Source organism: Paenibacillus qinlingensis, assembly GCF_013204845.1.
GTDB lineage: Bacteria > Bacillota > Bacilli > Paenibacillales > NBRC-103111 > Paenibacillus_E > Paenibacillus_E qinlingensis.
On sequence record NZ_JABMKY010000034.1, the window covers coordinates 1 to 26,847 of the forward strand.

The following is a 26,847-nucleotide window of genomic DNA, read 5'->3' on the forward strand; positions in this document are numbered from 1 at the left end:
ACCGTCTGTTGTTTAAATTCATCATTATACCTTTGCCGCTGTTCACCCAAAATGAACACCTCCTGATAAGATTATTATCCTCATCTCCTAACGAGGTGTCTACTTTTTATTCTAGTTTCATTTCTCCAGCTATTTGAAGCGGATTTCTCGAACTCGAAAGATTAACTGTATTCCCTGTAGTTAAATTCCTTCGATGTCCTCGATTTTTCAAATTTCAAACAAATTAAATGTACTTTTTCCATCTAATTACGAAAATACATCAGTTTAGAGCGAATTAGCTGTAGTTTATGCATCTAAAGATGAATCGGCAGTTACCTTGCGTTCACAAGCTACAAATCAACCTCAAGCCTTCCTCAGGGTTGCCTTTTTGGGCAGCCCCTTTATTCGCGTAGATCAGAGTGATTAGCCATCGGAATCTTCTGATGCCGAAAGTAAGCGATCTATTTTATCCATGGAATCGTCCAAAGCCTGTGATACGTCCCCCATCAAGGTCGCTAAGAAGGCGAGCTGTGCCTCAGAATAGGGCTGAAGGAATTGATGGAATTGTTTCTCTGCCATCTCATGATAGTGATTATGTGCTTGGTACACTTGCAAGCCCATGGCTGTGAGCCGGTAATGGACTTCTTTCGTATTTGCAGTAAATTCGATTTTCTCGATCCAATCACGGGCAAGCAATTTTGTGTTGATCTTGGTAATGGCGCCTTTGGTCATGGTCATCTTCTCAGCAAGTCGGGTGACATTAATCGAACCCGCATGCCCAATTTGTTCAACAACATGGACTTCCGACATGGTTAAGTCCCGAGTCACATTGGCAATCCCCCACCTCTGAGCAAGCTGTACCATCAGCTTCTTTTCCATCTCTTCTACGGCTTCTAATTGATGATATACCTTCTGCAAACTAATAAATAAATGGTGTTTGTCATGATCTTTCACGTGTGTCAGCCTCCGAGTTGCCCTATAGCGTAACGTTATTCAAGTCCAGTTTTACCTGGCATCCAAAATGGCTTTACCTTGATTTGACGGCTATCCCATTGGTGATGTTGTTTCAAATAGTTACGCAACTCCACACAAACGCGTCCGTCGCCGCCTACGTAAACCAGGCCTTTTCCTTGTGCTTGCTTGAGGATCAGTTCAATTTGTTCAATTAACTGCTGTACGGGATTAGGTGGCAGGGTAAGAAAGGAGAGTGGTGATGTCCCATCCAGATCGGCGAAAAAGTCTTGTTCATGATCAGCATAAATAAGACTATATACTTTTTTGTGAGGAGGAATATGGCGATTAATTTCATATAAATGGGCTAAAGAGGAGATATCTCCGATAAGGATGTAGTAGTCACCGGAATCATCTTGCACAAACTTCCCTTTGGGTCCAGTGAAATATACGGTTTCATCTTTTTGTAGACGCTTAGCCCAACTTGCACCTGAGCCGGAGGAAAATGTACAAACCGCCATATCGATGGTCTGTGATGCCGCGTCATATCCCCAAACGGAGTAGGTTCGAACCATCTCAGTTAGTTTGACAGATTGATCGACGCCTACTAAAACGCGGAGAAACTCTCCGGGGGTGTAGGACAAACCTTTCGAGTCTTGGAGCTTAAGCGTGATTCGGAAGGTATGCTCAGCAATTTGTTGCTTATTCGTGACGATAGCTTTACGCGAAATTCGTTTGCCTAAGTTTTCTAAAACTCCCATAGAAACAACCCCTTTGATTTCTGGTTTCCTAGGAAACAATGTAACATGATTGGCAGGATAAGGCAATGAAATTAAGTAATTTGAAATAGCCAATAACGCCGGACACAGGTATGATATGACAAAAGACGTTTCATAGCAGGGAGGGAGATTAGGAGATGGCTGAAGGCAGCGAATGGATTCAAACATATAAGCATTCTCCAGAAAAACAACAGCAGCTCTATCGGAAAACGTTACTTATCGTTATTATAGCTCAACTATTTGGCGGAGCAGGGCTCGCCGCAGGTGTGACGGTCGGAGCCCTGCTTGCGCAAGATATGCTAGGAACGGATAGTTTAGCTGGCCTCCCCTCCGCATTGTTGACGCTTGGCGCTGCTTCGTCCGCCTGGATAGTTGGACGATTATCGGGGCGTTACGGTCGGAGGATAGGCTTGACAGCAGGTTTTCTCGCCGGAGGAGTAGGGGCCATGGGCGTCGTATTCGCTGCTGCTGCGAGTAGCCTGCCACTCTTGTTCTTCTCGATGCTGATCTACGGCGCAGGAACATCGACGAATCTTCAAGCGCGCTATGCAGGAACGGACTTAGCTAAGCCTAAGCAGCGAGCAAGAGCGATCAGTTTAGCTATGGTCTTCACGACGTTCGGTGCAGTCGCAGGGCCGAACTTAGTCGGAGTGATGGGGCGATTCGCGACATCTGTCGGTGCTCCAGCGCTTGCGGGGCCATTCATGCTAGCCGCTGCGGCTTTTGTGCTGGCGGGCTTGGTGTTGTGGATTAGGCTCCGTCCAGATCCTTATATTGTAGCTAAGGCAATAGCCGAAGCGCAGGCAACGAATCCAACGCAAGGAGGAGTTTCTGCGAAACCTTCAGCACCAGCTGGACGTGACCGAGGAGTTCTCATCGGAACCACGGTGATGGTGTTGACGCAGATTGTCATGGTTGCGATCATGACGATGACGCCGATCCATATGAAGCATCATGGACATGGCTTAGATGCAGTCGGCATGGTAATTGGCATTCACGTCGCGGCGATGTTTTTGCCTTCTCTGGTAACAGGGATACTTGTGGATAAACTCGGGCGTATATTCATGTCTTGTGCATCGGGAGTTACGTTGTTATTGGCCGGTTTGCTTGCCGCGTGGGCGCCAGCGGATTCGATGTTCTGGCTCATTATTGCGCTGGCATTGCTCGGACTTGGCTGGAACTTCGGTCTGATCAGCGGTACTGCACAGATTATTGATGCGACAACACCTGCAACACGTGCGAGGACGCAAGGAACTGTTGATGTCTTAGTCTCGTTGGCGGGAGCGTCTGGCGGAGCTTTGTCAGGCATGGTTGTTGCTCATTCAAGCTTTGCTTGGTTGTCTTTGGCGGGGGGATTCCTGTCTCTGTTGCTGATCCCTGTTGTGATTTGGTCGCGTAGAGGGAGTGCGAGTAGCCGCGAAGGTGTAACCAAATCATTTAAGTAGTCATTTTTCAAAAAAAACGAAAATTAGCGATTCATTCAATAGATGGTTGATTGCCAAGAAGTTGGCGGTGAACCGTCTTTTTGTTTAAATATAAGAATTTATATGTTTGACTAATAAGTCGGCTATATTTTTCCATAAACACTGTGATACGTCCTACTAGGATGGTGTAGTCGTTTATTTTATGTGATAAATAGGTATTTAGGTATATGGATGTATTTACCAATTAATAGTATATTCCAATGTATCAATTAAATGGGATTATCATCCAAATAAATAGATAAAATTCCTAATTTTCTTGAAACTTTTTAATAACTAGCTCCGTCTACTTTATCATACGGATACTTTGGAAATGAAAGGGAAATTAACAATATGGCGAGTTGGTTGCGTAAAAAAAGCACATTGGAGGTTTTTTCTGTTGAAGAAGAACCGTTTTCTAACAACGCTGCCTCCCGCATCATTGAGTCCGATTCACCTTTGTTGACGGTACGTGATGTGCATCGCTCCTTTCAAGTTGGGGGTCAGCAACTAGATGTCCTGAAAGGAATTGACATGGAGCTGAGGCCGCTGCAGCTTGTTATGCTCAAAGGTCGATCAGGTTCGGGGAAAACAACGCTGCTTAATTTAATTGGGGGGCTGGATCTACCAACGAAGGGGGAGATTTTGTTTCAAGAGCATGCCTTTCACCAAAGCAGTGATGATGAGAGGACGTTGATCCGTCGTAAGGATATTGGTTTTATCTTCCAATCCTATGCGTTAATGCCGTTGCTATCTGCTTGGGAAAATGTTGAGTTGGCGCTGCGGATGGCAGGTACGCCTCGCTCTCAGTGGAAAGAGCGGGTACATCATTGCCTAGATCTTGTCGGTCTTAGCAAACGGATGCATCATCGTCCCTATGAGCTTTCCGGCGGGGAGCAGCAGCGTGTCGCGATCGCCAAAGCTATTGCACATCGGCCATCGCTCATATTGGCTGACGAACCAACGGCTGAGCTGGATTCCCAGATGGGTGCCCAGATTATGTCTGTTTTCCGCAGTATCATCGCTACAGAGCAAGTCACGATTTGTATGACCACACACGACCCTACAATCTTGGAGGTTGCCGATCATGTTTATGAAATGGTGGACGGAAGATTCGTCACGTAAGTGGGCGATGAGACCGCTAGCAGCATTATTATTAAGTTCCACGCTCCTTCTTGCTTCGGGATGCGCCCTATTGCCGAAGGAACAGGATGAAGAAGCGCTTCCGTCGATTAATCCACCTAAGCTTTCGAAAAAGCCTGAATATACGGTAAAAACAGAAACCCTTGAGACGAAAGTGAGAGGGAGCGGGCGATTAATGGCCTTGCAAGAAGAAAAATTGTTCTTCTCCGAAGATATGTCTGCCAAACGGATAAGTGCCATACTTGTAAAAAATGGCGATTCTGTTGAACAGGGACAGCCGATTGCAGAGCTCGACCTCTCGGATATCGAGAGCGATTTAAAACGGAAGAAGCTTCAAACACGTAAGGACGAGCTGACGATGATCGAAACGCTTCGCAAGGCTGACGAAATGTCTCCTGAACAAGTCGAGCAGGCGAAGATTGATTTTGAACTGAAACGTGAGGAGCTGACGAAGCTTGAATCACAAGTGAGTAAAGCGAAACTGCTCGCACCGTTCAGTGGAACAATTGTCACCGTAACTGCTAAGAAAGGTGATACCGTGAAATCCGGGGAATCTGTAGCAACTCTCGCTGATTTGAATGAACTAACTGTCGCTGCAAGCATTAGTGCTGATGATGCGAAGAAAGTGGCTATCGGCATGGAAGTTCAGGTGGATATCAACTCAGCTGGTGGGCACAAAGGGAAAGTAAAGCAGCTTCCAAATCCACAAGCTGGGAACAACAATGGTAACGGCGGATTCCCTGGTCAGGGGCAACAAGGGGAACAGGATACGATTGATAACTATTTGGTTGTTCAGTTGAATGAGTTTCCCAAAGGGCTGAATCGCGGTACGCCGCTAAGCGTGACGATTATTACCCAGAGGAAAGAAAACGCCACGACAATTCCGCTTGCAGCACTACGTTCCTATTCGGGTCGAAATTACGTGCAAGTGGTTGATGCCCAAGGAAATAAGAAAGAAGTGGATGTAGAAATTGGTCAGCAGACGTCTACCGATGTGGAAATCATAAAGGGTCTCACAGCCGGACAGAAAGTAGTAGGTCGCTAATGTCCATGCCGATGCTGCGGTTTTTATTTCGGAAAATGTGGAATACCCGCTGGCTAACGCTCAGCACCCTGCTTGGTCTTGTCATGGCCGTGGCCTTCACCACGAGCATTCCCATGTATGCCGATGGGTCACTGAAGCGTGTCGTCGCCAAGTCTTTAGAAGAAAAGAGTGAGGGACTTCCCGCAGGCTCGCTACTTATGCGGTATCAAGCAGTAGGAACAGAACGTGCAGATTTGAATGATCTGGAGAGTATCAAGACGTATATTCAACAGGATGTTCCCAAAGATATTGCTTTTCCTATACATACATATGCAAGTAGTTATGCAATCAAAGGGGCTCAATTATCTCCTGCTGAGGGGACAAAAGCCGATCCAAGTAAACGCCGTCAAATGACGTTAACATCCATAAGCGGGTTACAGGATCAAGTCGATTGGTCCAATGGACGTATGCCTTCTGGGCAACTACAAAATGGCCAAGTGGAAGCTGTCGTCCTAGAAGAAGCTTTGTTTCGCAATGATTTGCACGTAGGGGACGTGTTTAACTACTCCGTTGCAAGCGCAAGCGGCAGTCAATTGCTTAAGGTGAAGATCGTAGGTTCCTTCAAACCGAAGGACGAAACGAGTGCCTATTGGTTCCAAGGGTTAGAAGGATTAATTAATGCACTTATTATTAGCGATGATCTATTTATGAAGACGTTGCTAACGGAGAAGAAGATTCCGCTGCAACTTGCCAATTGGTATTATGCTTTCGATCTGCGCAACATTCAAACAAGTCAATTGTCACCGCTAGAGAGTCGTTTGGAACGACTCGATATTAACTTGTTCCAGAAACTTAAGAATACCAAGGTAGATGTATCCTTCAAACCGATTCTAACTGAATTTAAAGCTCAGAGCCTACAGATGCAGATCTTATTATTCACATTGGCGGCGCCGATGATTGCCATGGTCTTCTATTATATTATGATGAATGCCAGACAATCGCTGGATCGACAGCGCGGAGTGATTGCGATTTTGCGAAGTCGTGGGGGCAGCACGAATCAAATTGTAGGAATTTACTTCCTAGAAGGATTGTTATTAGGTGTGATTGCGCTGTTGATCGGACCGTTTATGGGCTGGTTCATGGCGAAGAGCATTGGTTCTACCAGTGGGTTCCTAACCTTCGTGGATCGAAAGTCGATTCCGATTAGCTTTACACCAGAAGCGATGCTTTACGGTGGGCTGGCTGTTCTCATTGCGATTCTTGCCAGCGTTATTCCAGCTGTGCTTTTCGCAAGATCTTCAATCGTCAACTATAAGCAGCAGCTTGCAAGGTCAGACCGTTCGCCACTATGGCAGCGGTGGTTTCTCGACATTGTCCTACTGGGGATAGTTGGGTATGGGTTCTACTTATTTGACCAACGTCAAGTATTATCGGTGCAAACAGGCATGACAACGGATCAACTTCAAGTGCACCCGCTGCTGTTTTTCGTCCCAGCACTTTCGATCTTCGCATTGGGACTGTTCTTTCTACGCATTTTTCCGTGGCTGCTGCGGTTGTTCGGTTGGTTTGGCCGAAAGTTTCTGCCCGTGCCGCTTTATTTAACGCTTGTTCAACTGTCTCGTTCAGCCAAAGCATATTATCCGCTAATGCTGCTGCTCATTCTTACGCTGGGTCTTGGCGTGTACAATTCCTCGGCTGCACGTACGATAGATTTAAACTCTTCGGAGCGAATCTTATACCAATATGGTACCGACGTCGTGATACAAACCGTGTGGGAGGGTTTCTCCGATGATGTACCGCAGGATCCGAACGCAGGTGGAAAAGGCGGCGAAGCTCAAGGAGGTAATGGGGCAAACGGCGGGGCCGGTTCAGGCGGTGGCCAAAACCAAGGTCAAGGTCAAGGCGGCCCGAAGCCTGGTGAGGAAACCACCACCAAAATACGTTATGTTGAGCCGCCATTTCAAGTATTCCGCGATTTGGAAGGCGTTCAGGCTGCTGCCAGAGTGATGCAAACCAAAGGGAATGTCGTCGTTTCCGGTAAATCTACCGGGCAGGGAACGATTATGGGGATCGATAATACGGATTTCGCTAAAGTAGCGTGGTTCCGACCTGACTTATTCCCTGCCCATCCGAATCAATATTTGAATTTGCTAGGCAGCTATGAGCAAGCCGTTATCATTCCATCCAGTTATGCTAACAAATATGCGCTGAAGGAGGGTGATTTGCTTTCCATTACAATCGGACAGCAGCCCTTGGAATTCGTGATTGTTGGAATATTACCGTATTGGCCGGCTCAATATCCGGATCAGACACCATTTTTTGTAGCAAATCTGGATTACATCTACGATCAAGCACCAATTTTACCCTATGAGGTATGGCTCAAAATGAAACCGGACGCTAAAGTGGCTCCGATCGTTACAGCTTTACAGGCCAAAGGGATTGAAATTGCTTCCATCAAGGATGTACGCAATGAGCTCATCGTCCAGAAGAAGCTCCCAGCAAGAGGCGGTGTATTCGGTATTCTTAGCTTGGGTTTCCTTGTTTCTGTCGTTGTGTCTTTGATCGGTTACATGCTCTATTGGTTCTTTAACTTATCAAGCAGGGTTGTACAATTCGGTGTCCTGCGTGCTATGGGACTCTCTCGTAAGCAACTGACGGGTATGTTGTTGCTCGAGCAAGGGTTCACGGCTGGTCTATCTATTGTATTAGGTATCGTAATTGGCAAGCTAACGAGCTATTTCTTCCTTCCCTTTCTACAAACTTCCCAGAATGTAAAGACGCAGGTGCCGCCGTTCCGAGTCGTATTCGATTCCAAAGACACCTATCAGTTATATTTCGTGGTTGCTTTCATGATGCTAACTGGCGCACTGCTGCTGTTTTTACACATTAGAAGGCTGCGCGTTCATCAGGCAGTGAAGCTAGGGGAGGAGAAATAGTGTGATTACTTGCGAGGGCTTAGTTAAAATTTATAAAACCGACGAGATCGAAGTTGTCGCGTTGCAAGGGCTTAATATTCAGATTGACGACGGCGAATTAATGGCAATTATTGGAAATAGCGGAAGCGGTAAATCTACTTTGCTGAACATTTTAGGAGGTCTTGATCGCCCTTCTGCAGGTCAAGTGAAAGTCGGAGATTGGGATTTGCTTAAGATTACAGATAAGCAGCTCGTTGATTACAAACGACATACGGTAGGTTTCATCTGGCAAAATAATGCGCGAAATCTCGTTTCTTACTTGACTGCACTTGAAAATGTGGAAATGCCCATGATGCTCAGCGGGAACTACGACCCTGCTTACGCGAAGCAATTGCTGGACTGGGTCGGCCTTAGCCACCGTTTGAATAATAAACTGCAAGAGCTTTCCGGTGGTGAGCAACAGCGCGTAGCAATTGCGATTTCATTAGCAAACCGTCCACGTTTGTTGCTTGCGGATGAACCTACGGGGTCGGTAGATACGAAGACGGCGGATATGATTCTTTCTATTTTCCAACGATTGAATAAAGAATTAGGTGTCACGATTGTGATCGTTACCCACGATATGTCTATGGCAGGCAAAGTAGGGCGCGTCGTAGCTATTCGTGATGGGATGACAAGTTCTGAGTTTATTGCCCGCAACCCTTCGATTTCAAATGTAGAGGGAATTTCGACAGGACTCACTGTTGAGGCTCATGAGGAATATGTCGTATTGGATCGTGCGGGTCGTCTACAGGTTCCCAAAGCTTATTTGACCGCTCTGAATATTAACGGGAAAGCAACGATGGAATTTGATGGCGATACGATCATGATTAAAGCACCAAGAGAACTACCGGCAAATGAGGAAAAAGATTCATCGAATTCACCAACGGTCGGAGGAAAATTAAAATGATAAACATGACACGTAAAGCGATTGTTACAACTTTAACTTTAACTTTAATGGCTCCACTTGCTGTTGCTTGCACAAAAGGGGAAAAAGCCGACGATAACCAAGAGCGTGTGCTTAAGATCGCTACGAATATGGGGTATGGTGGTAATTATGAATATTTCACACAGCAGTTCACTGAAATATTTGAATTTGCTAATCCGAATATCAAGCTAGAATTAATTTCAACGATGGATGAAAAGTTCATGAACGGAAACATTCAGCCAGGTGAGAAGATGCCAGATCCGATGGAGAAGCTCAAAGAAGTGATGCAGAGTGATAATCCGCCGGATGTGGTCATGCTTGGTTATGAACAGTTGCCAGAGATTATTGAAAGTAATCTGCTACAACAATTGGATTCTCGCATAACGAAAGATAAATTCGATACGGCAGGCATTGTTCCCGCTGTAATAGATGGAATGAAAAATGCGGGTGGCGGCAAGCTGTATGCCCTTGCTCCGACATTCAGCTCTTCTGCACTTATTTATAATAAGAAAATGTTTCAAGATGCGGGAGTTGATTATCCGAAAGACGGCATGACATGGGATGAGACATTTGATCTTTCAAAACGATTGGCGAAAGGTGAAGGGGATAAGCGTATCAATGGATTCTCTTTTACAACACAATCCCAGGGTGGCGATTTGTTCTACGGCATGCAAATGTATACAGCACCTCTGCAATTAAAAATGTTTGATGATGCTGGGGAGAAGATGACGGTAGATACGGACCAGTGGGAGAAAGTATGGGCCAAAATGGCACAGTTGCAAAAAGATAATGTTTTCCCAGCGGTAGCAGATCCGCAGAAGCAAATGAATCAAAGGTTTGATCAGAATAATCCTTTTGCGTACGATGATTTTATGTCGGGTCGGTTAGCTATGGGGATTCTCAATTATGGCCAAATTCAACAGCTCACGAACGCAAATAAAAATGCAGCCAATTATAAAGGCTTCACACCGATTGATTGGGACGTTGTCACAGTACCTTCTCACCCTGAAGCCAAAGGCGTTGGCGGCTCTATTTATATGAACGGCATTATGGGCATTAACGCTAAATCGCAAAATCCAGATGATGCCTGGAAGTTTATCAAGTTCATTAATGGCGATGAGTGGGCCAAACTAAAATCGCGTAGTCAAAATATGTTGGTGGCACGCTCCAAATATTTGAAACCTACAGATGGATTAGATTTTCATATGGAAGCTTTTTACAATGTAACACCGGCTCCAATTGAGGATAATTCCAAGATTTATCGTAATAATCCAAATATTTATCAAGTGCAGGAGATTGGTCATAAGCTTTTTGCTGATGTTCTTCAAGGGAAAATGACAGCTCGAGATGCGCTTAAGAAATGGCAAACGGATGGCGATGCCATGCTCAAACAAATGAAAGAAAATCCAAGTGCGCCAATGCAGCCGATGACGAATCAAGCTGTGGCAGTTCCCGCGGGTTAAGATTGATAAGGAAGGAGAAAATAGCCCATGATCAACAAAATTCACCATAAGTGTGTAGCAACGATAGCCTTGTCAGCGCTGCTTACGCTTGGAGCCATTACACCTGTCTGGGCCGATAGCAGCCCCTCCCCACTTGTTCTAGATGTGGGAAAGGTCAACATGACTGGAAGCAGTTATTTTACATTGAAACAGATCCATCTTCTACAGGATCCAAGTGGTAGGTTAGCGACATTTACCATTACCATCCATAACGAAGGCAGCAGTGAATTGCAATTTATCGATTATTGGGCGCGCTTGAAAAGCAAATCCGGCAATCAATTCTCTGTTCGATTACTTCCGGCAGATAAGGATAAGAACCGGGTAGCTCCCGGTTCAACGACAGATATAACGTTCTATGCAAATGTGAATACGAGCACGAACTTACAAGATCTCGTTGTGCAATTCATTAAGTGGGATTTCAACCAATCTAATTTTGAACGAGTGTTAGGTGAGATAGCCATTCCTGATGACTATACAGATGTAACACCTGCTGGTCTTGCATCTGAGATTTCGGTGGGTGGAACTAACGTGAAGGCTTCGATTAAAAAGTTCGTCAGTAACAAGAATGAGAAATATCATGTTCCAACGGTGTATGTGAGTTTAGAGAATGTTGGAAGTCATACTGTAACTATTCCTGCATACCTCTTCTCTATCCGTACTTCAGAAGGACTGCTGTATCCGATGGAAGCCAAAGGATTGAAGGATTTGCAAATTAATCCGAAGGAGACAAAAGAAATTCAGCTCTCCGGTTCAATTCCGGTTGCTGTTGCTGCAGATGCTTGGCAATTAGCGATTGCGGAAACAATTCCAGACTTGAAATTGAATGTCGCCGTTGCAAATTTCCAGCTTCCAACTGTTTCACAGCAGGAAGGAGGCTCCGTAGGGAAGGCATATACCTTCACAAGTAAATCTGGTGTGTATACGACACAGCTTAACGGTTTGCACAGATTGCCGTGGGAAGATCAGGATCTGCTTACAGCGGATTTAACACTGAGCAATAGTGGGGAAGAATCACTGCCTATACCGAAATTATCTGGGTATTTCTTATTGGATGGCGCAGTGAAAATTGATGCTAAGCTTATCCAGACAGCTAAAGTAATTGGGTTGGGAGCGGGGGCAAGCGTCAATCTGCAAATTGCAGGCAAAGTACCCTACACGTACGAGTTTTCTAAAATTAAATTAGTTCTCCAAGAAAATGAAGGGGAAACGGCAGGAACAGGTACAAGTACAGGCAGTACTACAGCAACAGATGTGCTGGAGTTCTCGACACAAGCTGAACTGCAAGCCATTCCATTCATCGGTATGGGGCAATTTTATACATCGAATGATATCGGGCGAAAGGCGAAGTACGGGGTTCGGAGCGTATCGACCTATGAGGATAAAACGAATATCATGTACTCCGCAATGGTGGAAGCCACTAATTTGGAGAAGCGGTTCACGAATGTATCCAAGCTCGTTGCCAATTTCCGTTCGTCTGACGGGACGGTATTCCCGGCAAACGTTGTTGAAGTGAAGAACAAGATTAGTCCTACTGGCAAAGCACTACTCAATGTTTGGGCATCGGTTCCGAAGGGATTCTCCACGACCAATATGAATTTACTTCTAGGAGAAGCAGTTACGGAGGGCAAGCTGTCGGAAGGTGAGAAATCCGTTCCAGATTCCTATGTGAATCCAATAGCTTACTGGCTGCCAGATGAGAAGACCAATGTAGGGACAACACTTAAGAATGTAGATTTGTTCCCGTATACGATCTCGATTGATAAAATAGGCACATCCATTTCGGACGGTATATTTACGTTGCAATTCAACTACGAGTTAATCAAAGAGAAAATGACGGAGATTAATACCGAAGGTCATAACTTGCTGCTTGTTTTTGAGGATGGCGGCGGGATTAAGCGATTTGAGAAGACATTTGATTTCAAAGATTTCGATGTTATTAATGGCGATTCAACAGCGGATCAAGATGTTAAGATTCGTCTTGGTAAGCGAGATAATTTTAAAATTTCAATTCCAGATCCCGGTCTCATTTATAATACGAAGTTTCTACAAAAGTATTCACTCAGCATCTATGACGAATTCCAAGGTCAACGAAAGCTGCTAGCCACACAAAAGGCTGATTGGTTTATTACTACGGACTAAAAGCCCAAAATCAAAGCGCTTAAAGCAAGATTTCCTATCTTTGCTTGTAAACCCAACCTAGGCATACACTATTTGTGAATGCTGAGGCTGGGTTTTTTACTGCGAATAAAAGCTTCTAACATTGGCGAGGCTGTTGGTAACAATTTTTTGGATAGGGGTTAGCCGCGAATGAAATTTGAACTGGGTCGTTGTTTACTACAACAACGCTTGGCTGAGCACGGTATGGGTAGGGAAGAACTAGCACGAGCCCTGTTGTATAAGTCTGAGCGGATCGCTGACTATATGGAAAATAAGAGAGTCATGCCCTTGCAAGTGGCGATTTCCGTTGCGGATACCATCGGTTGCCAAGTGAGAGACTTGTATGAGTTGATTGAGGTGGGCTCTGGTCCTAGTTAGAATAAGCCGAATAATTTCTTGCAAGTATTTTTACGTCGAGGATCAAGTAGCTCATTAACGCTTGCTTTGTCGAGTTTTTCGAATAGTGCCTCGGCACCATGCTTAAGCTTATAGTCCATTTCTTCGCTATAGAGTGGTGTTAAACTAAAAAAATGAATTTCTTTGTCTGACGAGACAGTTAGTGTGAAAAACTCATTAATCTGTTCCACAATAGAGGGGATTGTTAGCATCATGCCCATCAGCTTCGTATTGCTTGCATACGGTTCGGGTGGGTTATTATTGGGAATGGTGTGGGCTGCATACAGCCAAGTGTTGTATTCGTGAGGGAGTCTGGCTAACATTTTAAGGATGCGAATAGGCCAATAATTTTCTTCTTTTTGGATGATTTCGTTCGATAGCTCCCAATCTGGTGGGAGACAAATGATAAGTTCGGCATAGCGGAAGGCTTCTGCTCCTTCAGGGACAGTCATTGGTAGGTTGCTCATACCCGAGGTTACCAATGTTATGTAATTACGTTCTTTCGTCGGAGCGACGTAAAGGATGTCAATATGAACCAAGTCGGAGACGATTTCATGAAATACCGATTGGATCGGCCCGATGTACTTCTCCACATGCTGAGAAATGAGCTCAAACGAAGTTTCATCTCCTTTGGCGAATGTATAAGGTCGATCAGTTGCTTGATGGCGATATATGGTGCTACCACCTGATGATTGCTCTTTCGTATTCATTGTGACTCCTTCTGGAATAGGTTTAAGATTACTATATCGGAATTTGTCGAATTTGGGAATATTTAGTTTTAATGTAAAGCGAATTGAATATTGTTGAGTTATGATCTTACTACCTCTTTTCTAGTTGATATTAGCTAAAATACAAACAGCGAGTACCCGAAATATCGGGATACTCGCTGTTTAATTATGGAAGGAGTTAATGAAATACACGAATTCCTATTTCATCACACCGTAACAGGCATCAACTGCTCATGTTCATCATCGTTGTTATTTTCAGTCTTTTTACGTGTAAGGAAGTAAACGCTGGTTAGAATCAAGGAACCGACAAGGTAGATACTCAAGTAGCCCACTTGATGCCACATGTCCGTGTACTGACCACTGGAAATGACATATCGGAATCCTTGAATCGCATACGTCATAGGCAGCCAAGGGTGTAAGGCTTGGGCCCAATTCGGCAGGAGCTCCAGCGGATACGTCCCTGCGCTTGATGCCAATTGCAGGATCATCAGCAGCAGAACAACGAATCGACCTGGTTGATCCAACCATGTGACGAACATTTGGATAATCAGCATGAAGGTTAAGCCGACGACAAAGGTAAAGACGTAGAACAAGGGAATGCTCTGCACCTTCAAATCTAGTACATAGGTGAGAACGGTCGTTGCAATGCCAGCTTGGAAAATACTCATTAGGCTAAAAGTAAGGAGCTTGCTTACTAGTAGTCGGAACCCTCGTGCCCCTGGTGTGAATGTGCTTCTGGCTGCATAGATGGTCGTGAATACCAGCGACCCTGCAAACAACGCCATGGATATGAAGTAAGGAGCAATGCCGTTCGCATAGATCGCAACCTTACGATCATCATTGGCTGTAATCTTCACGGGTTCTGCCAGCATTTTGATCGTATTGTCATCAGCTTTGACGGCTGCGGTTTGTTTCGCGGCATCGTTCAATTTTGTGGCGAGTTGTCCGCTGCCATCGACCAATTTCGGTGCACCTGCGTCAAGCGCAGTCGCTCCTTCATTCAGTTGCGCTGCGCCGCTGGCTACTTTGTGAATACCCGCGGTCATTTGCGTCATGCCGTTGGCTAGATCTCCAGCTCCGGTACTGACTTGCGCCGCGCCGCTTTGCAGCTTGGTGCCGCCAGCAGATAGCTGTGGCAAGTTCGCATTGAAGGTGTGCAAGCCATCAGCAAGCTGCTGCCCACCTGTCTGCAGTTGCGTTGCACCAGCAACGAGTTGCTTGTTACCGTCACGGAGCTTCTCGGCTCCTGTGACTAGCTTTTCCGTGCCAGAAGCGACAGACTGCCCTCCTGTAAGGAGTTTCTTCTCAGCGTCATGCAGCTTCTTGTTTCCTTCTGCGACGTCCTTGCTGGCTGCAAGGAGCTTGGTTACTGATGCATTCGAAGCAAGATCAGGATGCGACGCGACGAATGCCTCAAGACCGGAAGCGAGCTGTGCAGAGCCGTCTTCCAATTTATCAGATGCGCTTAGGGCTGACGTAAGGCCCTCTACTAATTGTGTGCTGCCTTTGGAAGATGAGGCTAGGCCAGAGGCCAATTGATCGGCTCCCGTTTGGGCGGCTTGCAATCCCGTAACTAAGGAAGAGGCGCCAGCAGCTGATTTTTGAGCACCTTGTTCCAATTGTGCGCCAGCGTTTTGCAATTGGTTTACTCCGCTCGATAGTGCCGCGGCGCCTTTGCTAACTTCCGAAGCGCCTGCGCTTAGGCTGCTTGCCCCTTTTTGTAACAAGCCAGCACTGTCATCTAATTGCTTAGTGCCGTCCGCAAGAATAGCCAAATTGGTTTGTACCTCATGAATTCCATTACCTAAGGTTTGTGCGCCAGCCTGAAGATCGGAGGCACCTTTCCCTGCTTCGCTGAGCCCATTCGAAATGGTTTCGAATTCGGAGAGAATACTCGTTGAATAGGCTTCTGTCAGCGTTTTGGATAATTTATTTTTTAACTCTTTCGTTGCGCTTTCCCCGATCTGACCGGCAACAAAGTTGTAGTAACTGTTAGACTCAAAAATAATTTCTGCCTGCTTCGGTGTGGTGCTTGTAATCGATGCGGCATCTGTTGAAAAGCTAGGGGGAACCGTGATCGTCGCGTAATAATGGTTATTTCTCATTCCCTGTGCAGCTTCTTCTGCACTCATAAACCCCCACGAAAAGCTGCTGTTTTCCTTCAGCTCATCGATAAACTCATTGCCTACATTTCGTGACTCGCCTTCAAAATCAGCCCCCTGATCCAAATTGACGACGGCGATAGGCAGTTTCTCCAGTTGGCCGTAGGGGTCCCAAGTTCCTTTTAGCAAGAATCCACTATATAAAATAGGAACTAAGGCGACAGCTACGAAAGTAAGGATCATCATAGGGTTCCTAATAAAGCGGCGAAATTCAGATGCAAATACGTTTAATATGTTTTTTTTCAATTGCAATGCTCCTTTACTTGTGACAATCGTCGTTAATGATGTTCCCTTAATCCAATCATTTATTCGAAAGATGTAAGATTCCATCTAGGGTGACTCGGCAAGGTGAATAGGATTACTGTATAATACCACTGATAAATGATAAAATATATTTAAGTTTATTTTATTAACCTAAACAAATTATTAAGGATGAGTGACATTGAATATTATACAGCTCCAGTATTTCGTAGATTCGGCGGAGTCGGGCTCGTTTACAGAAACGGCCAAAAAGCATAGGATTACCGTCCCCGCCATCAGTCAATCCATCAGCCAACTGGAGAATGAGTTAGAAGCTACGCTTTTTACCCGTTCGAAAAAAGGAATTGCTCTTACACAGGATGGGTTTAAAGCTATGCAATATGCACGTACCATACTGACCAACGTCCGAAATATGAGAAATGAGCTCTCCAAGTCCAAACCAATCAACACGGGCAATATCGTTATCGCTACCATACCTGGGATGGTTTCCTTGGTAACGGACACCACAATTACCTTTATGGGGATCTATCCTCATATTAATGTTCAACTTTTGGAGGGCGATAATACAGCGGTTATGAATCAAGTTATGAAAGGGGAGGCGGATATGGGGTTCGTCTCTTTGTCACGCGAGAGTCAGGACGACTCTTTCATGTGGGAGCCCGTGATTCGCGGGGAAGCTGTTATTGTCGTGAATAAACAATCGCCACTACGATTTTTAACTGCTATAACAGGCTCCGACTTACATAATGAAGTGTTGGTTATTTATAAAGACGCTTATATTGAGCGGATTGCAGCGGAATTGATAGCCGGGGATTCGGGGAACCGGATTGCCTTAACGACCAATAACACACAAGCCATTATGCAAATGGTTAGCCGCGGCAATGCCATCACCATCGCAACGGATTACATCGTGACTACGATGCCGGAGAAATTCAAGAATGGGGTCGTCGCGATACCAATCGGCAAATATAAAAAATACCCAAACTATCTCTGGCGAATTACGAAGAAGGATGTTGAAGTATCTGCGCTTATTAAGGAGTATACGCAGCATTTGTATGCAAATTTGGAGTGAGGGATGCCCCCCCAAACGTAATCACTACATTCCCCTTCTTACGCCCTGTTTCCACATACCTATGAGCCTCAACCATCTGTTCCAACGGATAGCGTTTATCAATCACGGCTTTCATCTGACCCTTATCAAAAAGCTCCGCGAGAAACATGAGATTCTCTTTCTTTTGCTGTAAGCCTGAAGCTGTGAACTTGGCTTTTTTACTGCCGATCTTGGAAGTCCATGACATCTGAAGCATAATCCCTAGCGATGGAACGGTGGTGAGATAGACGCCTTTGGCAGATAGCGAACTTTTACATTGTAAGAAAGAACGCTTGCCTACCGCATCGAAAATAACATCATAAGTCTGACCACTTTTGCTGAAATCCTCCTGCGTATAGTCCATAACCCGATCAGCCCCTAGCGATTTCACGAATGCCGCATTCGTCGAACTGCACACACCCGTCACCTCTGCTCCGAAGTACTTAGCCAGTTGTACCGCGTAAGCCCCTACAGATCCGGAGGCACCGTTGATCAAGATCTTTTGTCCCTGTCGAAGTCGTGCCGTATCTCGGAGAAATATCAATGCGGTTAAGCCGCCGTCACAGAGGCCCGCAGCCTCTTCGAAGCTCGCATGAACTGGAAGACTAGCCAGTGTGGCAGTTTCAGGCAGACAGACGTACTCCGCATAAGTTCCGAAACTAGTCGGACTAATACCGGAAACACGGTCGCCAACCTGGAAGGCTGTCACGTTTTTACCCACAGCATCAATCTCACCTGCGAATTCCACGCCGAGTATCGTATGTTTGGGCCTGCGCAGACCATACATCAATCGGATGATAAAAGGGTCAGCCTTGCGAAAAGCGCAATCTGAAGGGGTGACAATAGCTGCGTGTAGTTTAATCCGTACTTCATTGTCCTTAGGTTCTGGCCTAGCTACCTCTTTGAGATGAAGCACATTAGGTGACCCGTACGTGGTACAAACAATCGCTCTCATGGGAACCCCTCCTGAATGGAAAATAATCTCTCTCACACCTGCTCATCCTCAATAAAGAAAACATCTTCCAGCGGCATCTTAAAGACTCTCGAAATACGAAAAGCCAATTCTAACGAAGGAGAGTATTTGCCCTGTTCGAGGGCGACAATGGTTTGTCTCGTTACCCCGACTTTATCTGCCAGTTGCTGTTGCGTCATTTCATCTTGATTAAACCGTAATTTCCGTATGTGATTGCTGATCAGACTTTTGCCCATCTTAAACTCCTTTCCGATAATGATAGAGCTGTGTGAATACACCGGCCATTTCTGACAAGAATCCAGAGAAGATCAGAATGATGAACATCGTAGCAGGTGTCATATCGATTACCAACGATCCCATGGCCAGAAGAAAACCAAGCGTAAACACATAATGCGAATTTCTCGTAGCTTTCAAATCAATTAATTTGTCGAGTTCATCGGAGAAAGAAGGCTCCACTTCTTTGGTCGTAATGCGATAAATGATATTAAAGATGATAGCAATGATGATTTTGGCTACAATGGACACCGGAATTAAGATTAAGATGGCTGCCGCCCAAAAGCGGAGAGTTTCCGTCGTATCCATATTCGTATTGGGAACTTTTTGAAAGACATACCAACAATAGAAGCTAAAAATGAACACTGTGCTTATAAATGAAACGATATGCTTTTTCTCTTGATAGGACATTTCTTTCATGCCTCCTGTATGCTTATTTTTACCTAATGTATAATATTATATACATAATGTAACTTATACTATACATTAAGTCAATTGTACAATACACCACTTAATAAAAAATGTTGTGACCCCAAACATGATATAATCAGCCTAGAATGAATGATGCAGGTCAAAGGGGATAGCCATGAGTGTAATACGTTTGGAGAACGTTACGAAGAAATATGAGGACGCGATGATTTTTCGCGATATTTATTGGAAGGTGAGTCAAGGTGAGCGAATTGGCTTAATTGGACGGAACGGTGCTGGGAAATCGACGGTTTTTAGACTGATCATGGGAAAAGAAGAGCCCACATCAGGCAAGGTAGAAGTTGATCCTCTGGTTAAAATAGGGTACTTCTCGCAATTCTCGGAAATGACCGGGAGCTTATCCGTTCAGCAAGAGTTGGAAATGTGTTTTGAGCAGGTTGCGCTGATTGAACGCGAGTTGCAAGAAGTTGGTGAAGGGCTTGGTACCGTTACGGATGACGGCGAGATGGATAAACTCTTGACCAGGCAGGCTGAGTTGTTTGAACAAATGGAGCACTTGGATGGGTGGAACGTGTCTGTAGAGATTAACACGGTTCTCACGAAGCTAGGGTTTAATGATCGGTCGCGTCATCAACCTGTTGATGAGTTGTCCGGCGGCTGGAGAAACCGTGCGGCGCTTGCCAAAATGCTCATAGAGCAACCTGATGTTGTCCTGTTGGACGAGCCGACCAATTACTTGGATATCGAAGGGATCGCTTGGTTGGAGCAGTGGCTGTATCGCTTTAAAGGCGCGATGATTCTGATTTCGCATGATCGGGAATTTATCGACAAGGTGGTCACGCAAGTGATCGAGATTGAGAACTATCGCTTTCAGGATTATGAGGGGAATTATACCGACTATATCCGCAAAAAGAAGATGCGCAAAAAGGAGCTCGACCGCCAATTTGAGTGGGAAGAAGAGCTGCTCCTCATGGAGTCGGAAGCTATTGACAGCCGCGCCAGCAAGAAAATGTCCAAGGACCGTCTCTCGCGCCAGCTAGCAGATAACAAGAAACGGATCGAGCCTCACCCCGTCAACGTGCTGATCACGGATATTTATGAGCGTCTGCGGTTTCCGGACAAGCTGTGCGAGGTGAAAGGAATCGGTCAGACATACGAGGATCGGACCATCTTTGAGAACGTTAGCTTCGATATTCAAAAGGAAGACCGCCTAGTCATCGTAGGCCCGAACGGAAGCGGGAAATCCACGCTTATTAAGGTGCTTACGGGACAGGAGAAGCCGGAGTCCGGCGAGGTGATCTGGGAGAAAGGCGTCAGCTACGCGTATTTTAACCGGATGTGGGAAGAGCTTAATCCGAAGGATACCGTTAGCCATGCGGTGAATACGTACGGCCTCGGACTGGATGCGCCGCGGAAAAAGGTGAATAAATTTCTTGCCATGCTGCAATTTTCGGAGATGGACCTCAGCAAGTTTATTGGCAACTTGTCCGGTGGTCAGAAGGCACGGGTCGCGTTAGCGAAGTGTCTCCTCTCCGGCGCCGCGGTCATCATCTTGGATGAGCCGACGAACCACCTCGATCTCATGAGCATTCAAGTCATGGAGCAGGCTCTGATTCATTTCCCAGGTGCAGTAATTACGGTCAGCCACGATCGGTTCTTTATTGATAAAATTGGTACGAAAATGCTGACGTTTGACCCTGCAACGGGGGTCACTGAGCAGAATTTATAAGGAGGAGCGGCAGGTATGGAACAGTTTACAGTCGTCCAAAGTATTTGGATTCAGGCTTCGCTGGAGCGTGCATGGCAAGCTGTGACGGAAGGCGAGCAGCTTACGGAGTGGTACTCCCCAGGCTCGCCATGGGACGTCTTGGAGCTTGCGCCGGGGGCTGAGGTATACTTTCACCATGTACCGAATGAGTACCACGCGGGGACGGAGGTTGTCACTTTGCGAGCGATTATCGAGGCCGTTGAACCTCAGCAACGCTTCGCGGTGCGTTGGGAGTTTAGTGTGCCGGATTATGAGATGATCACGACATTCCTTACTACGGCGGAAGGCGATGGCACACGTGTAACGATTACCGAGACGGGGTATGAGACCCAAGAGCAGGCGAAGCCGACCGAAGAAGGGTATACGATGTCGTTGGACAATTTGAAGGCTTACTTGGAGGGGCATGAGTTGCCTTATTAGAAAGCGTGAGCCTTAGGTTGGAGTCACTAACTGGATAACATACAGTTAATTTCGCTCCAATACGCATTTTTGTTCAATTAGCTGTAAAAAGCGCAGTTAATTTCAAGGCTAGCTGTCAAAAACGGAAGAATGCGAAGAATTAACTGTACGTTCTCCATCTATTTCGGATAAATAGGTGTTTCACGTTAAAATAGATGGAGCTTTTCCAGTTAATGAGGTGGCGGCATGAGATGGTGAGGTAGATTTACATAGTATTTGTACGGCACCGACATGTTGATTTTCCTGCCTGGCGTCAAGGGGGAGGGAGCTTGAATTACAGGCGAATTTCTTAATTCCGAGAAAACCGATTGGAATTAATTAAAAAATGATTGACATAACAATCAATGCCATTTAAGATAGGTTTACATTGAGATTCACACATGTCGTATGCATCTCAACAGATATCGAATGTGATCTACTGGACAGCCAGAGATTCAACAGGAGCAGAAGTAATTGCTCTTCGTTGTGTCTCTTTTTTTTATCTTCTAACCAAGCACAAGGAGGATGACAGCGAAGAAGCAAGTCGGCATGATGGCAACTGCAAGGAATTAAACCTCAAATGGAAAGGGATGTTCAAACATGGCTAACATTGGACTATCAAAATTTAAATTATTGGCAATACTCGCAGCGATTGCTGTACTTATTGTCATCTATGCGGTCACCGTATCCGCTTCGAAGAGCACAGATAACAATGGAACGACGGCAGTTGTAACAACAACACAAGCTCCTTCAGCTACACCGAAAGTGGAGACTCCATCTCAAACTACGGTAGCCGCAGTTGCTGAAACTAAGCCGCAAGCAGTTACAACACCTGCGGTAGAAGCGACACAGACACAAGTTGCTGCAACACCAGCAGCCACAACTGCATCTACAACGAACACTGCGGCAACCACTGCCGTGAATACGAAAGCACCTGAGGTTAAGACAGCGGCAGTAACTACTGCGACTGAAACAAAAAAAGCAGAAGTCGTCACAAAAGCGGAAGAGCCTAAACCAACAGCTGAACCAGTGAAGAAAGAAGAGCCTAAAGCTGCCGTAGCTGAAACTCCACAACCTGCTCAAGTGAAGCCAGCAGCTACACCAGCGCCTGCCAAAGCGGCTGCAACTCCTGCGCCTGCTGCCCAAGATGAAGAGAACTGCGACATCGAAGAAGAGGGTTGCTAATTGGAGCAATAAACTAACGAAACTAACACAGAGGAGAATACCATGACTAAATCATCGACTACGAATAAAGCATTAACGCTGCTCCTGGCTGCTACGCTCGTTTTACCATTTTTTAATACGAGCCAAGCAAGCGCCGCAGCGTCATCAGCCCCAATCAACAGCACTTATACCAGTTATTTTAACCAAAAATATGATAATCTCGTTGACGATAAGAACGTTTTTAAAACAACAACCTATCATGAACTTGATTACTTGCTAGACTCCGAAGGTACATATGTCTTCCTATTCGGCGGTGCTTGGAGTAAAGATACGCAATCTGTTGTCGGATACATAAATGAGGTAGCACAAGCGAAAGGAATCAAGGCAGTCTATAACTTTGATACGCGATTAGATGGTCAAGACCCAGCTACGGATATCGCAGATTCCGCTAACAATCCAATCTCGAGACGTTATGTCGATTTGGTTAATAAGTATTTAACCAACCTCAGCACACAAATCGAGGGTTCAGAAAGTGTTACATACAGCAATGACGTAACTTCAGGCAAGGCGCCTAACCTAGTTACCAAAACCCTGACAGGTACAGCTCAAAAGATTCAAACCCCGTACTTGTTTGTGTACAACAAAAATAACAAAAATGGCTCTGCCAACGCACCGATTATTTCTTCGGTAGAGGGAATCGACGCACTTTTAACTAATGGTGTTGTGGATCAAGCCAAAGTGGATGCGTATAAAGCGAAAGTCAGCGCAGCCTTTGATGCGGTTCCAGCTAACCTGAAAGCAGGGTTGCAAGCCGATCAAAATAATAACAACTATATTGCCTCCTCCTATAACGAATTCGCGGGAGAAACGATCTTTGGCGAAGCGGATAAAGACATCGTGCTTGATCCAGTAACCTATGACGAGCTTAATGGTGTGTTGAAAAGCGAAGGGAACTATGTTTTCCTATTCGGATGCTCTTGGTGCCCTAATACACGAGCAGTTGCGAAGTATGTCAATGAATATGCCAAGAAATACAATATAACCAAAGTGTACAACTGGGATACGAAGCTGGACGGAGGTATTGGCGGGACGCCAGATGTGCCTGCTGGAACGGATAGCAGCAATTTCCTTCAAATCAGAGCAACCGGAGCTCCATTTTCCGATCGTTACGTAGATCTGGTTAATACCTACTTAACGAATATCGAAACGCTTTATGCGAAAGCAAGCAATAACGTCAGCTACAAGGACGCGAATGGCGTTGACCATGTAGCTAACAAGCTGCAAGTGCCTTACTTCTTTATTTACAATAAGGATCATAAAGATGCACAAGGCAAACCAGCCCCAATTCTTGATCATGTGGAGTTAATGTACACGTGGAAGGATATTCAACCTGACTATGAATTGAATGGTAAAAAAGGTGTTAATTACAACAACTACATTGAGGCTCTAGATCGTGCCTTCTCCGAACTGCAAGGTGCGGCTGATCAAGCAGCTCCAACAGGACTGACAGGGAAAGCTCCGAAGTCAGACACGAGCAAAGATGGTCAAATTAGCGGTACATCTACAGCTCTTGAGTACAAACGTGCAGAAGACAAGGCTTATGCACCAGTAACAGGCACTTCCCTTACAGGGCTTACACAAGGTACTTATTACGTGCGAGTTGCAGCTAAAACGGGCTTCAAACCAAGTCCATCTACGATCATTGACTTGAATTTGGAACAACCTGCAGCACCTACGGGACTTGGCACTGCAGCAGCAACAACTTCGTTGAGTCTGGATGGAAAAATCACAGGCACAACTGCGCAGTTGGAATATAAGCTTTCCGGAACTACCAAGTACACAGCAGCCAAAGCGACAGAAACGACAGGATTATCCACAGGTAAATATCAAGTTAGATATGCAGCCAAATATGGGTATAACCCAAGTCCAGCGACAGATGTTGTTATCTCGTACACGAAATCTGCCTTTGTAGATGTGCCAGAGTCCGCGTGGCACGATCAAGCGATTAACTACTTAGCAGCCAATAAGATTGCTGGCGGTACAGACGAAACTCATTTCAGTCCGAATGACAAGCTGACAAGAGGACAGTTCATTACGCTCCTATTAAAAGCATACGGCATAGCGCCGGAAGAGAACGCGAAAGACAATTTCGCGGATGCAGGCAACACGTATTACACGCCTTATTTGGCGGCTGCTAAACGTCTGAACATCGCAGGTGGTGTTGGCGACAACCAATTTGCGCCGAATCAAAGCATCTCTCGTGAGGAGCTATTCACACTATTACATCGCTCGTTAGGTGTACTGAATAAGCTTCCAAAAGGGAATGGGACAGCTACATTGTCTAGTTTCACGGATGCGGACCAAATCGCAGGATTTGCACAAGAAGCATTCAAATCACTTGTTGAGGGCGGGATCCTAACAGGGGATAACGCTAAGCTTAACCCGCAAAACCTATCCACAAGAGCTGAAGCCGCTCAAGTGTTATACAACTTACTTAAATAAGAGGTGAAATGGGTAGCCGCAAGGCTGCCCATTTTTGCCCATTTTGGTTAAAACGATCATTGGAGGAGAACCGATTTGGATTTCATCTTGGCTTTTTCAGCGGGGCTGCTTTCATTCATATCCCCTTGCGTTCTTCCGCTCATTCCTGTGTATTTTAGCTATATTGTAGGCTCTTCCATACCTGATATGGTTACAAATAAAGGGAAGAGTCATGTTGTCTATAAATCCTTATTCTTTATATTGGGATTCTCCCTCGTGTTTATAGGTTTAGGTATTTCCGTAAGCTCGATCAGCAAATTATTTACGTCCAATTTATCGATCTTCAGACAGATTGGCGGCGTAGTCATTATTCTGTTTGGACTTCATATGACAGGGATATTTAAGATTAAATGGTTGTATTCCGAAAAAAGGTTCTTAACCGGCGGCCCATCTGCGAAAAAAACAGGTCCCTTCCTGGTAGGGATGGCCTTCGCAGTCGGATGGACACCGTGTATCGGTCCGATGCTCTCTACGATTCTTATTTACGCAGGCAGCATGGAAACCATCCAAAAGGGCGTCCTTCTGCTTATGGCCTACTCACTAGGGATGGCGGTGCCTTTTGTACTTTCGGCCTTTTTAGTTGAACATTTATCGCGATTGTTGAAAAAGGTTTCCAAATACTTGCCCATTTTTTCCGTTGTCAGCGGCATTATTATGATCTTTATGGGCTTTCTTGTGTTCACGAATCGGATGGAGACGATTAATCAGTCCCTTTCCTTTTTAACCAGCTCATATAGCATTAGTGAAGAGGCGGTGGTGCAAACTTCCAGTTTGCAGACGGTGGATGCGAATACGGAGAGCACAGAGGGGGCAACAGCGCCCAATACGCTATTACTCGATGTTCAGGAGCGAGAGAATGCGATTGATTTCACCGTAACGGATTTACATGGTCAGCGGGTAACCTTGAGCGATCTAAAAGGCAAGAACGTGTATATCAACTTCTGGGCGACTTGGTGCAAATGGTGTATCAAAGAAATGCCGGATATGGAGAAGGTCTATCACGATTATAAAGATGATAATATCGTTATATTGGCTGTTGATGTAGGCGAAAGTCAGGATAAGGTAAGCCAATATCTGAAAGAACATCCCTACTCCTTCCGTATAGTGCTCGATCCGGATAAAAAGGTTACCCAAGCGTACAAACTTCGATCCATTCCGGTTTCCATTTTTGTAGATAAGCAGGGACGAGTTGCCTACAACCGGGTAGGCACGTTAACGGAGGATCAAATGAAGAGCGTTATTAAGGATCTGCTGGTTGAGTAGAAAATTCACGAGATAAGAACACTTGATCCCATTCGGTTGTACGTGTTACAATTTTAGGAAACTAAAGAGTGGTGGGATGGTCAAATGAAAATTCAATTAGAAGGCATCACGATGTTATCAAAGGATGTTGCACGACTAGCTCGTTTTTATCGGGAAGTGCTTGGTTTTCGAATTGTGGTGGAAGAAGCGGACTATGTTGAATTCGACAATAGCGGCGTTCGTCTAGCCATTTTTACGACTCCCCTCATGGCGGATAATACGAATGATCATCCTTCGTTTTTGGAAGAGCGCAAAGGGCAAGCTTTTGAGTTTAATTTTCAATGTGACTCTCCAGAAGACGTGCACGCGCTTTATGAGGAGTACGTCTCCAAAGGGGCTACGGCGATTATGGAGCCCAAGGTGAAGTCATGGGGACACGTAACGGCTTTCTTTGCTGATCCGGATGGGAATATTCATTCGCTTTTTGCGGTTAATCCCTAATCAG

23 protein-coding genes are annotated in these 26,847 nt (G+C 45.4%); 16 read left to right on the forward strand and 7 right to left on the reverse strand.

Features of this window, described 5'->3' with window-relative positions; translation table 11 throughout:
- Positions 1 to 402: 402 nt before the first annotated feature.
- Positions 403 to 933 (reverse strand): MarR family transcriptional regulator, encoded by a 531-nt coding sequence (locus HQN88_RS34325; RefSeq protein WP_173120757.1) that lies wholly within the window; start codon positions 931 to 933, stop codon positions 403 to 405.
- A gap of 35 nt (positions 934 to 968) precedes the next feature.
- Positions 969 to 1,691, reverse strand: coding sequence for a siderophore-interacting protein (locus HQN88_RS34330; protein ID WP_173120759.1), 723 nt, complete (start codon positions 1,689 to 1,691; stop codon positions 969 to 971).
- A 155-nt stretch (positions 1,692 to 1,846) separates the two neighbouring features.
- Between HQN88_RS34330 and HQN88_RS34335 the strand changes: the two genes are divergently transcribed.
- From HQN88_RS34335 to HQN88_RS34370, 8 genes are all read left to right on the forward strand, one after another.
- Positions 1,847 to 3,154, forward strand: a complete 1,308-nt coding sequence (locus tag HQN88_RS34335; protein ID WP_173120761.1) for an MFS transporter — start codon at positions 1,847 to 1,849, stop codon at positions 3,152 to 3,154.
- 369 nt (positions 3,155 to 3,523) lie between these two features.
- Positions 3,524 to 4,294, forward strand: a complete 771-nt coding sequence (locus HQN88_RS34340; RefSeq protein ID WP_173120763.1) for an ABC transporter ATP-binding protein — start codon at positions 3,524 to 3,526, stop codon at positions 4,292 to 4,294.
- Positions 4,257 to 5,357, forward strand: coding sequence for an efflux RND transporter periplasmic adaptor subunit (locus HQN88_RS34345; RefSeq protein ID WP_173120765.1), 1,101 nt, complete (start codon positions 4,257 to 4,259; stop codon positions 5,355 to 5,357). Before HQN88_RS34340 ends, HQN88_RS34345 begins: the two co-directional genes overlap by 38 nt.
- A 5-nt stretch (positions 5,358 to 5,362) precedes the next feature.
- Complete coding sequence (locus HQN88_RS34350; protein ID WP_173120858.1) at positions 5,363 to 8,272, forward strand: ABC transporter permease; 2,910 nt, start codon at positions 5,363 to 5,365, stop codon at positions 8,270 to 8,272.
- Position 8,273: 1 nt separating this feature from the next.
- Positions 8,274 to 9,200 (forward strand): ABC transporter ATP-binding protein, encoded by a 927-nt coding sequence (locus tag HQN88_RS34355; RefSeq protein WP_173120767.1) that lies wholly within the window; start codon positions 8,274 to 8,276, stop codon positions 9,198 to 9,200.
- Positions 9,197 to 10,681, forward strand: coding sequence for an ABC transporter substrate-binding protein (locus tag HQN88_RS34360; protein WP_173120769.1), 1,485 nt, complete (start codon positions 9,197 to 9,199; stop codon positions 10,679 to 10,681). The genes HQN88_RS34355 and HQN88_RS34360 overlap by 4 nt, the downstream gene beginning before the upstream one ends.
- A gap of 27 nt (positions 10,682 to 10,708) precedes the next feature.
- On the forward strand, positions 10,709 to 12,859 hold the full coding sequence (locus HQN88_RS34365; protein ID WP_173120771.1) for a hypothetical protein: 2,151 nt from the start codon (positions 10,709 to 10,711) through the stop codon (positions 12,857 to 12,859).
- Positions 12,860 to 13,027: 168 nt separating this feature from the next.
- Positions 13,028 to 13,255 (forward strand): helix-turn-helix domain-containing protein, encoded by a 228-nt coding sequence (locus tag HQN88_RS34370; RefSeq protein WP_173120773.1) that lies wholly within the window; start codon positions 13,028 to 13,030, stop codon positions 13,253 to 13,255.
- Here the strand turns inward: HQN88_RS34370 and HQN88_RS34375 are convergent.
- Together HQN88_RS34375 and HQN88_RS34380 are read right to left on the reverse strand one after the other, a co-directional pair.
- Entirely contained in the window at positions 13,252 to 13,983 is a 732-nt protein-coding gene (locus HQN88_RS34375) for a suppressor of fused domain protein (RefSeq protein ID WP_173120775.1), read from the reverse strand. The two genes, HQN88_RS34370 and HQN88_RS34375, sit on opposite strands and share 4 nt — an antisense overlap.
- 224 nt (positions 13,984 to 14,207) lie before the next feature.
- A complete protein-coding gene (locus tag HQN88_RS34380; protein WP_246320621.1) occupies positions 14,208 to 16,409 on the reverse strand; it encodes a YhgE/Pip family protein in 2,202 nt (733 codons plus the stop codon).
- Positions 16,410 to 16,605: 196 nt separating this feature from the next.
- On the opposite strand from HQN88_RS34380, the gene HQN88_RS34385 reads away from it, so the two are divergent.
- Entirely contained in the window at positions 16,606 to 17,496 is an 891-nt protein-coding gene (locus HQN88_RS34385) for a LysR family transcriptional regulator (RefSeq protein ID WP_173120779.1), read from the forward strand.
- Here the strand turns inward: HQN88_RS34385 and HQN88_RS34390 are convergent.
- The 3 genes from HQN88_RS34390 to HQN88_RS34400 are packed head-to-tail and all read right to left on the reverse strand — an operon-like array spanning position 17,456 to position 19,171.
- Positions 17,456 to 18,469: an NAD(P)-dependent alcohol dehydrogenase gene (locus HQN88_RS34390; RefSeq protein WP_173120781.1), complete on the reverse strand. Its 1,014-nt coding sequence runs from the start codon at positions 18,467 to 18,469 to the stop codon at positions 17,456 to 17,458. The genes HQN88_RS34385 and HQN88_RS34390 overlap by 41 nt on opposite strands.
- A gap of 32 nt (positions 18,470 to 18,501) precedes the next feature.
- Positions 18,502 to 18,723 (reverse strand): helix-turn-helix transcriptional regulator, encoded by a 222-nt coding sequence (locus HQN88_RS34395; protein WP_173120783.1) that lies wholly within the window; start codon positions 18,721 to 18,723, stop codon positions 18,502 to 18,504.
- 1 nt (position 18,724) lies between these two features.
- On the reverse strand, positions 18,725 to 19,171 hold the full coding sequence (locus HQN88_RS34400; RefSeq protein ID WP_173120785.1) for a hypothetical protein: 447 nt from the start codon (positions 19,169 to 19,171) through the stop codon (positions 18,725 to 18,727).
- A 175-nt stretch (positions 19,172 to 19,346) separates the two neighbouring features.
- Between HQN88_RS34400 and HQN88_RS34405 the strand changes: the two genes are divergently transcribed.
- From HQN88_RS34405 to HQN88_RS34435, 7 genes are all read left to right on the forward strand, one after another.
- Positions 19,347 to 20,918, forward strand: a complete 1,572-nt coding sequence (locus tag HQN88_RS34405; protein WP_173120787.1) for an ABC-F family ATP-binding cassette domain-containing protein — start codon at positions 19,347 to 19,349, stop codon at positions 20,916 to 20,918.
- 15 nt (positions 20,919 to 20,933) lie between these two features.
- Positions 20,934 to 21,377 (forward strand): SRPBCC family protein, encoded by a 444-nt coding sequence (locus HQN88_RS34410; RefSeq protein ID WP_173120789.1) that lies wholly within the window; start codon positions 20,934 to 20,936, stop codon positions 21,375 to 21,377.
- 419 nt (positions 21,378 to 21,796) lie between these two features.
- On the forward strand, positions 21,797 to 22,003 hold the full coding sequence (locus HQN88_RS34415) for a hypothetical protein (protein ID WP_173120791.1): 207 nt from the start codon (positions 21,797 to 21,799) through the stop codon (positions 22,001 to 22,003).
- The gene (locus HQN88_RS34420) at positions 21,996 to 22,580 is read left to right on the forward strand and encodes a hypothetical protein (RefSeq protein WP_173120793.1); all 585 of its coding nucleotides are present in this window, start codon (positions 21,996 to 21,998) and stop codon (positions 22,578 to 22,580) included. Before HQN88_RS34415 ends, HQN88_RS34420 begins: the two co-directional genes overlap by 8 nt.
- Positions 22,581 to 22,622: 42 nt before the next feature.
- A complete protein-coding gene (locus HQN88_RS34425; RefSeq protein WP_173120795.1) occupies positions 22,623 to 25,061 on the forward strand; it encodes an S-layer homology domain-containing protein in 2,439 nt (812 codons plus the stop codon).
- A gap of 75 nt (positions 25,062 to 25,136) precedes the next feature.
- Positions 25,137 to 26,363, forward strand: coding sequence for a redoxin domain-containing protein (locus HQN88_RS34430; RefSeq protein WP_173120797.1), 1,227 nt, complete (start codon positions 25,137 to 25,139; stop codon positions 26,361 to 26,363).
- 84 nt (positions 26,364 to 26,447) lie between these two features.
- The gene (locus HQN88_RS34435; RefSeq protein WP_173120799.1) at positions 26,448 to 26,843 is read left to right on the forward strand and encodes a VOC family protein; all 396 of its coding nucleotides are present in this window, start codon (positions 26,448 to 26,450) and stop codon (positions 26,841 to 26,843) included.
- The last annotated feature ends 4 nt before the right edge of the window (positions 26,844 to 26,847 follow it).

Coding starts and splice junctions, on each gene's coding strand:
- HQN88_RS34405 (WP_173120787.1), top strand. CDS start 19,347: ATGAGTGTAATACGTTTGGAGAACGTTACGAAGAAATATGAGGACGCG.
- HQN88_RS34400 (WP_173120785.1), bottom strand. CDS start 19,171: ATGTCCTATCAAGAGAAAAAGCATATCGTTTCATTTATAAGCACAGTG.
- HQN88_RS34375 (WP_173120775.1), bottom strand. CDS start 13,983: ATGAATACGAAAGAGCAATCATCAGGTGGTAGCACCATATATCGCCAT.
- HQN88_RS34365 (WP_173120771.1), top strand. CDS start 10,709: ATGATCAACAAAATTCACCATAAGTGTGTAGCAACGATAGCCTTGTCA.
- HQN88_RS34415 (WP_173120791.1), top strand. CDS start 21,797: ATGTCGTATGCATCTCAACAGATATCGAATGTGATCTACTGGACAGCC.
- HQN88_RS34350 (WP_173120858.1), top strand. CDS start 5,363: ATGCCGATGCTGCGGTTTTTATTTCGGAAAATGTGGAATACCCGCTGG.
- HQN88_RS34410 (WP_173120789.1), top strand. CDS start 20,934: ATGGAACAGTTTACAGTCGTCCAAAGTATTTGGATTCAGGCTTCGCTG.
- HQN88_RS34335 (WP_173120761.1), top strand. CDS start 1,847: ATGGCTGAAGGCAGCGAATGGATTCAAACATATAAGCATTCTCCAGAA.
- HQN88_RS34390 (WP_173120781.1), bottom strand. CDS start 18,469: ATGAGAGCGATTGTTTGTACCACGTACGGGTCACCTAATGTGCTTCAT.
- HQN88_RS34340 (WP_173120763.1), top strand. CDS start 3,524: ATGGCGAGTTGGTTGCGTAAAAAAAGCACATTGGAGGTTTTTTCTGTT.
- HQN88_RS34360 (WP_173120769.1), top strand. CDS start 9,197: ATGATAAACATGACACGTAAAGCGATTGTTACAACTTTAACTTTAACT.
- HQN88_RS34435 (WP_173120799.1), top strand. CDS start 26,448: ATGAAAATTCAATTAGAAGGCATCACGATGTTATCAAAGGATGTTGCA.
- HQN88_RS34425 (WP_173120795.1), top strand. CDS start 22,623: ATGACTAAATCATCGACTACGAATAAAGCATTAACGCTGCTCCTGGCT.
- HQN88_RS34330 (WP_173120759.1), bottom strand. CDS start 1,691: ATGGGAGTTTTAGAAAACTTAGGCAAACGAATTTCGCGTAAAGCTATC.
- HQN88_RS34345 (WP_173120765.1), top strand. CDS start 4,257: ATGTTTATGAAATGGTGGACGGAAGATTCGTCACGTAAGTGGGCGATG.
- HQN88_RS34370 (WP_173120773.1), top strand. CDS start 13,028: ATGAAATTTGAACTGGGTCGTTGTTTACTACAACAACGCTTGGCTGAG.
- HQN88_RS34420 (WP_173120793.1), top strand. CDS start 21,996: ATGGCTAACATTGGACTATCAAAATTTAAATTATTGGCAATACTCGCA.
- HQN88_RS34395 (WP_173120783.1), bottom strand. CDS start 18,723: ATGGGCAAAAGTCTGATCAGCAATCACATACGGAAATTACGGTTTAAT.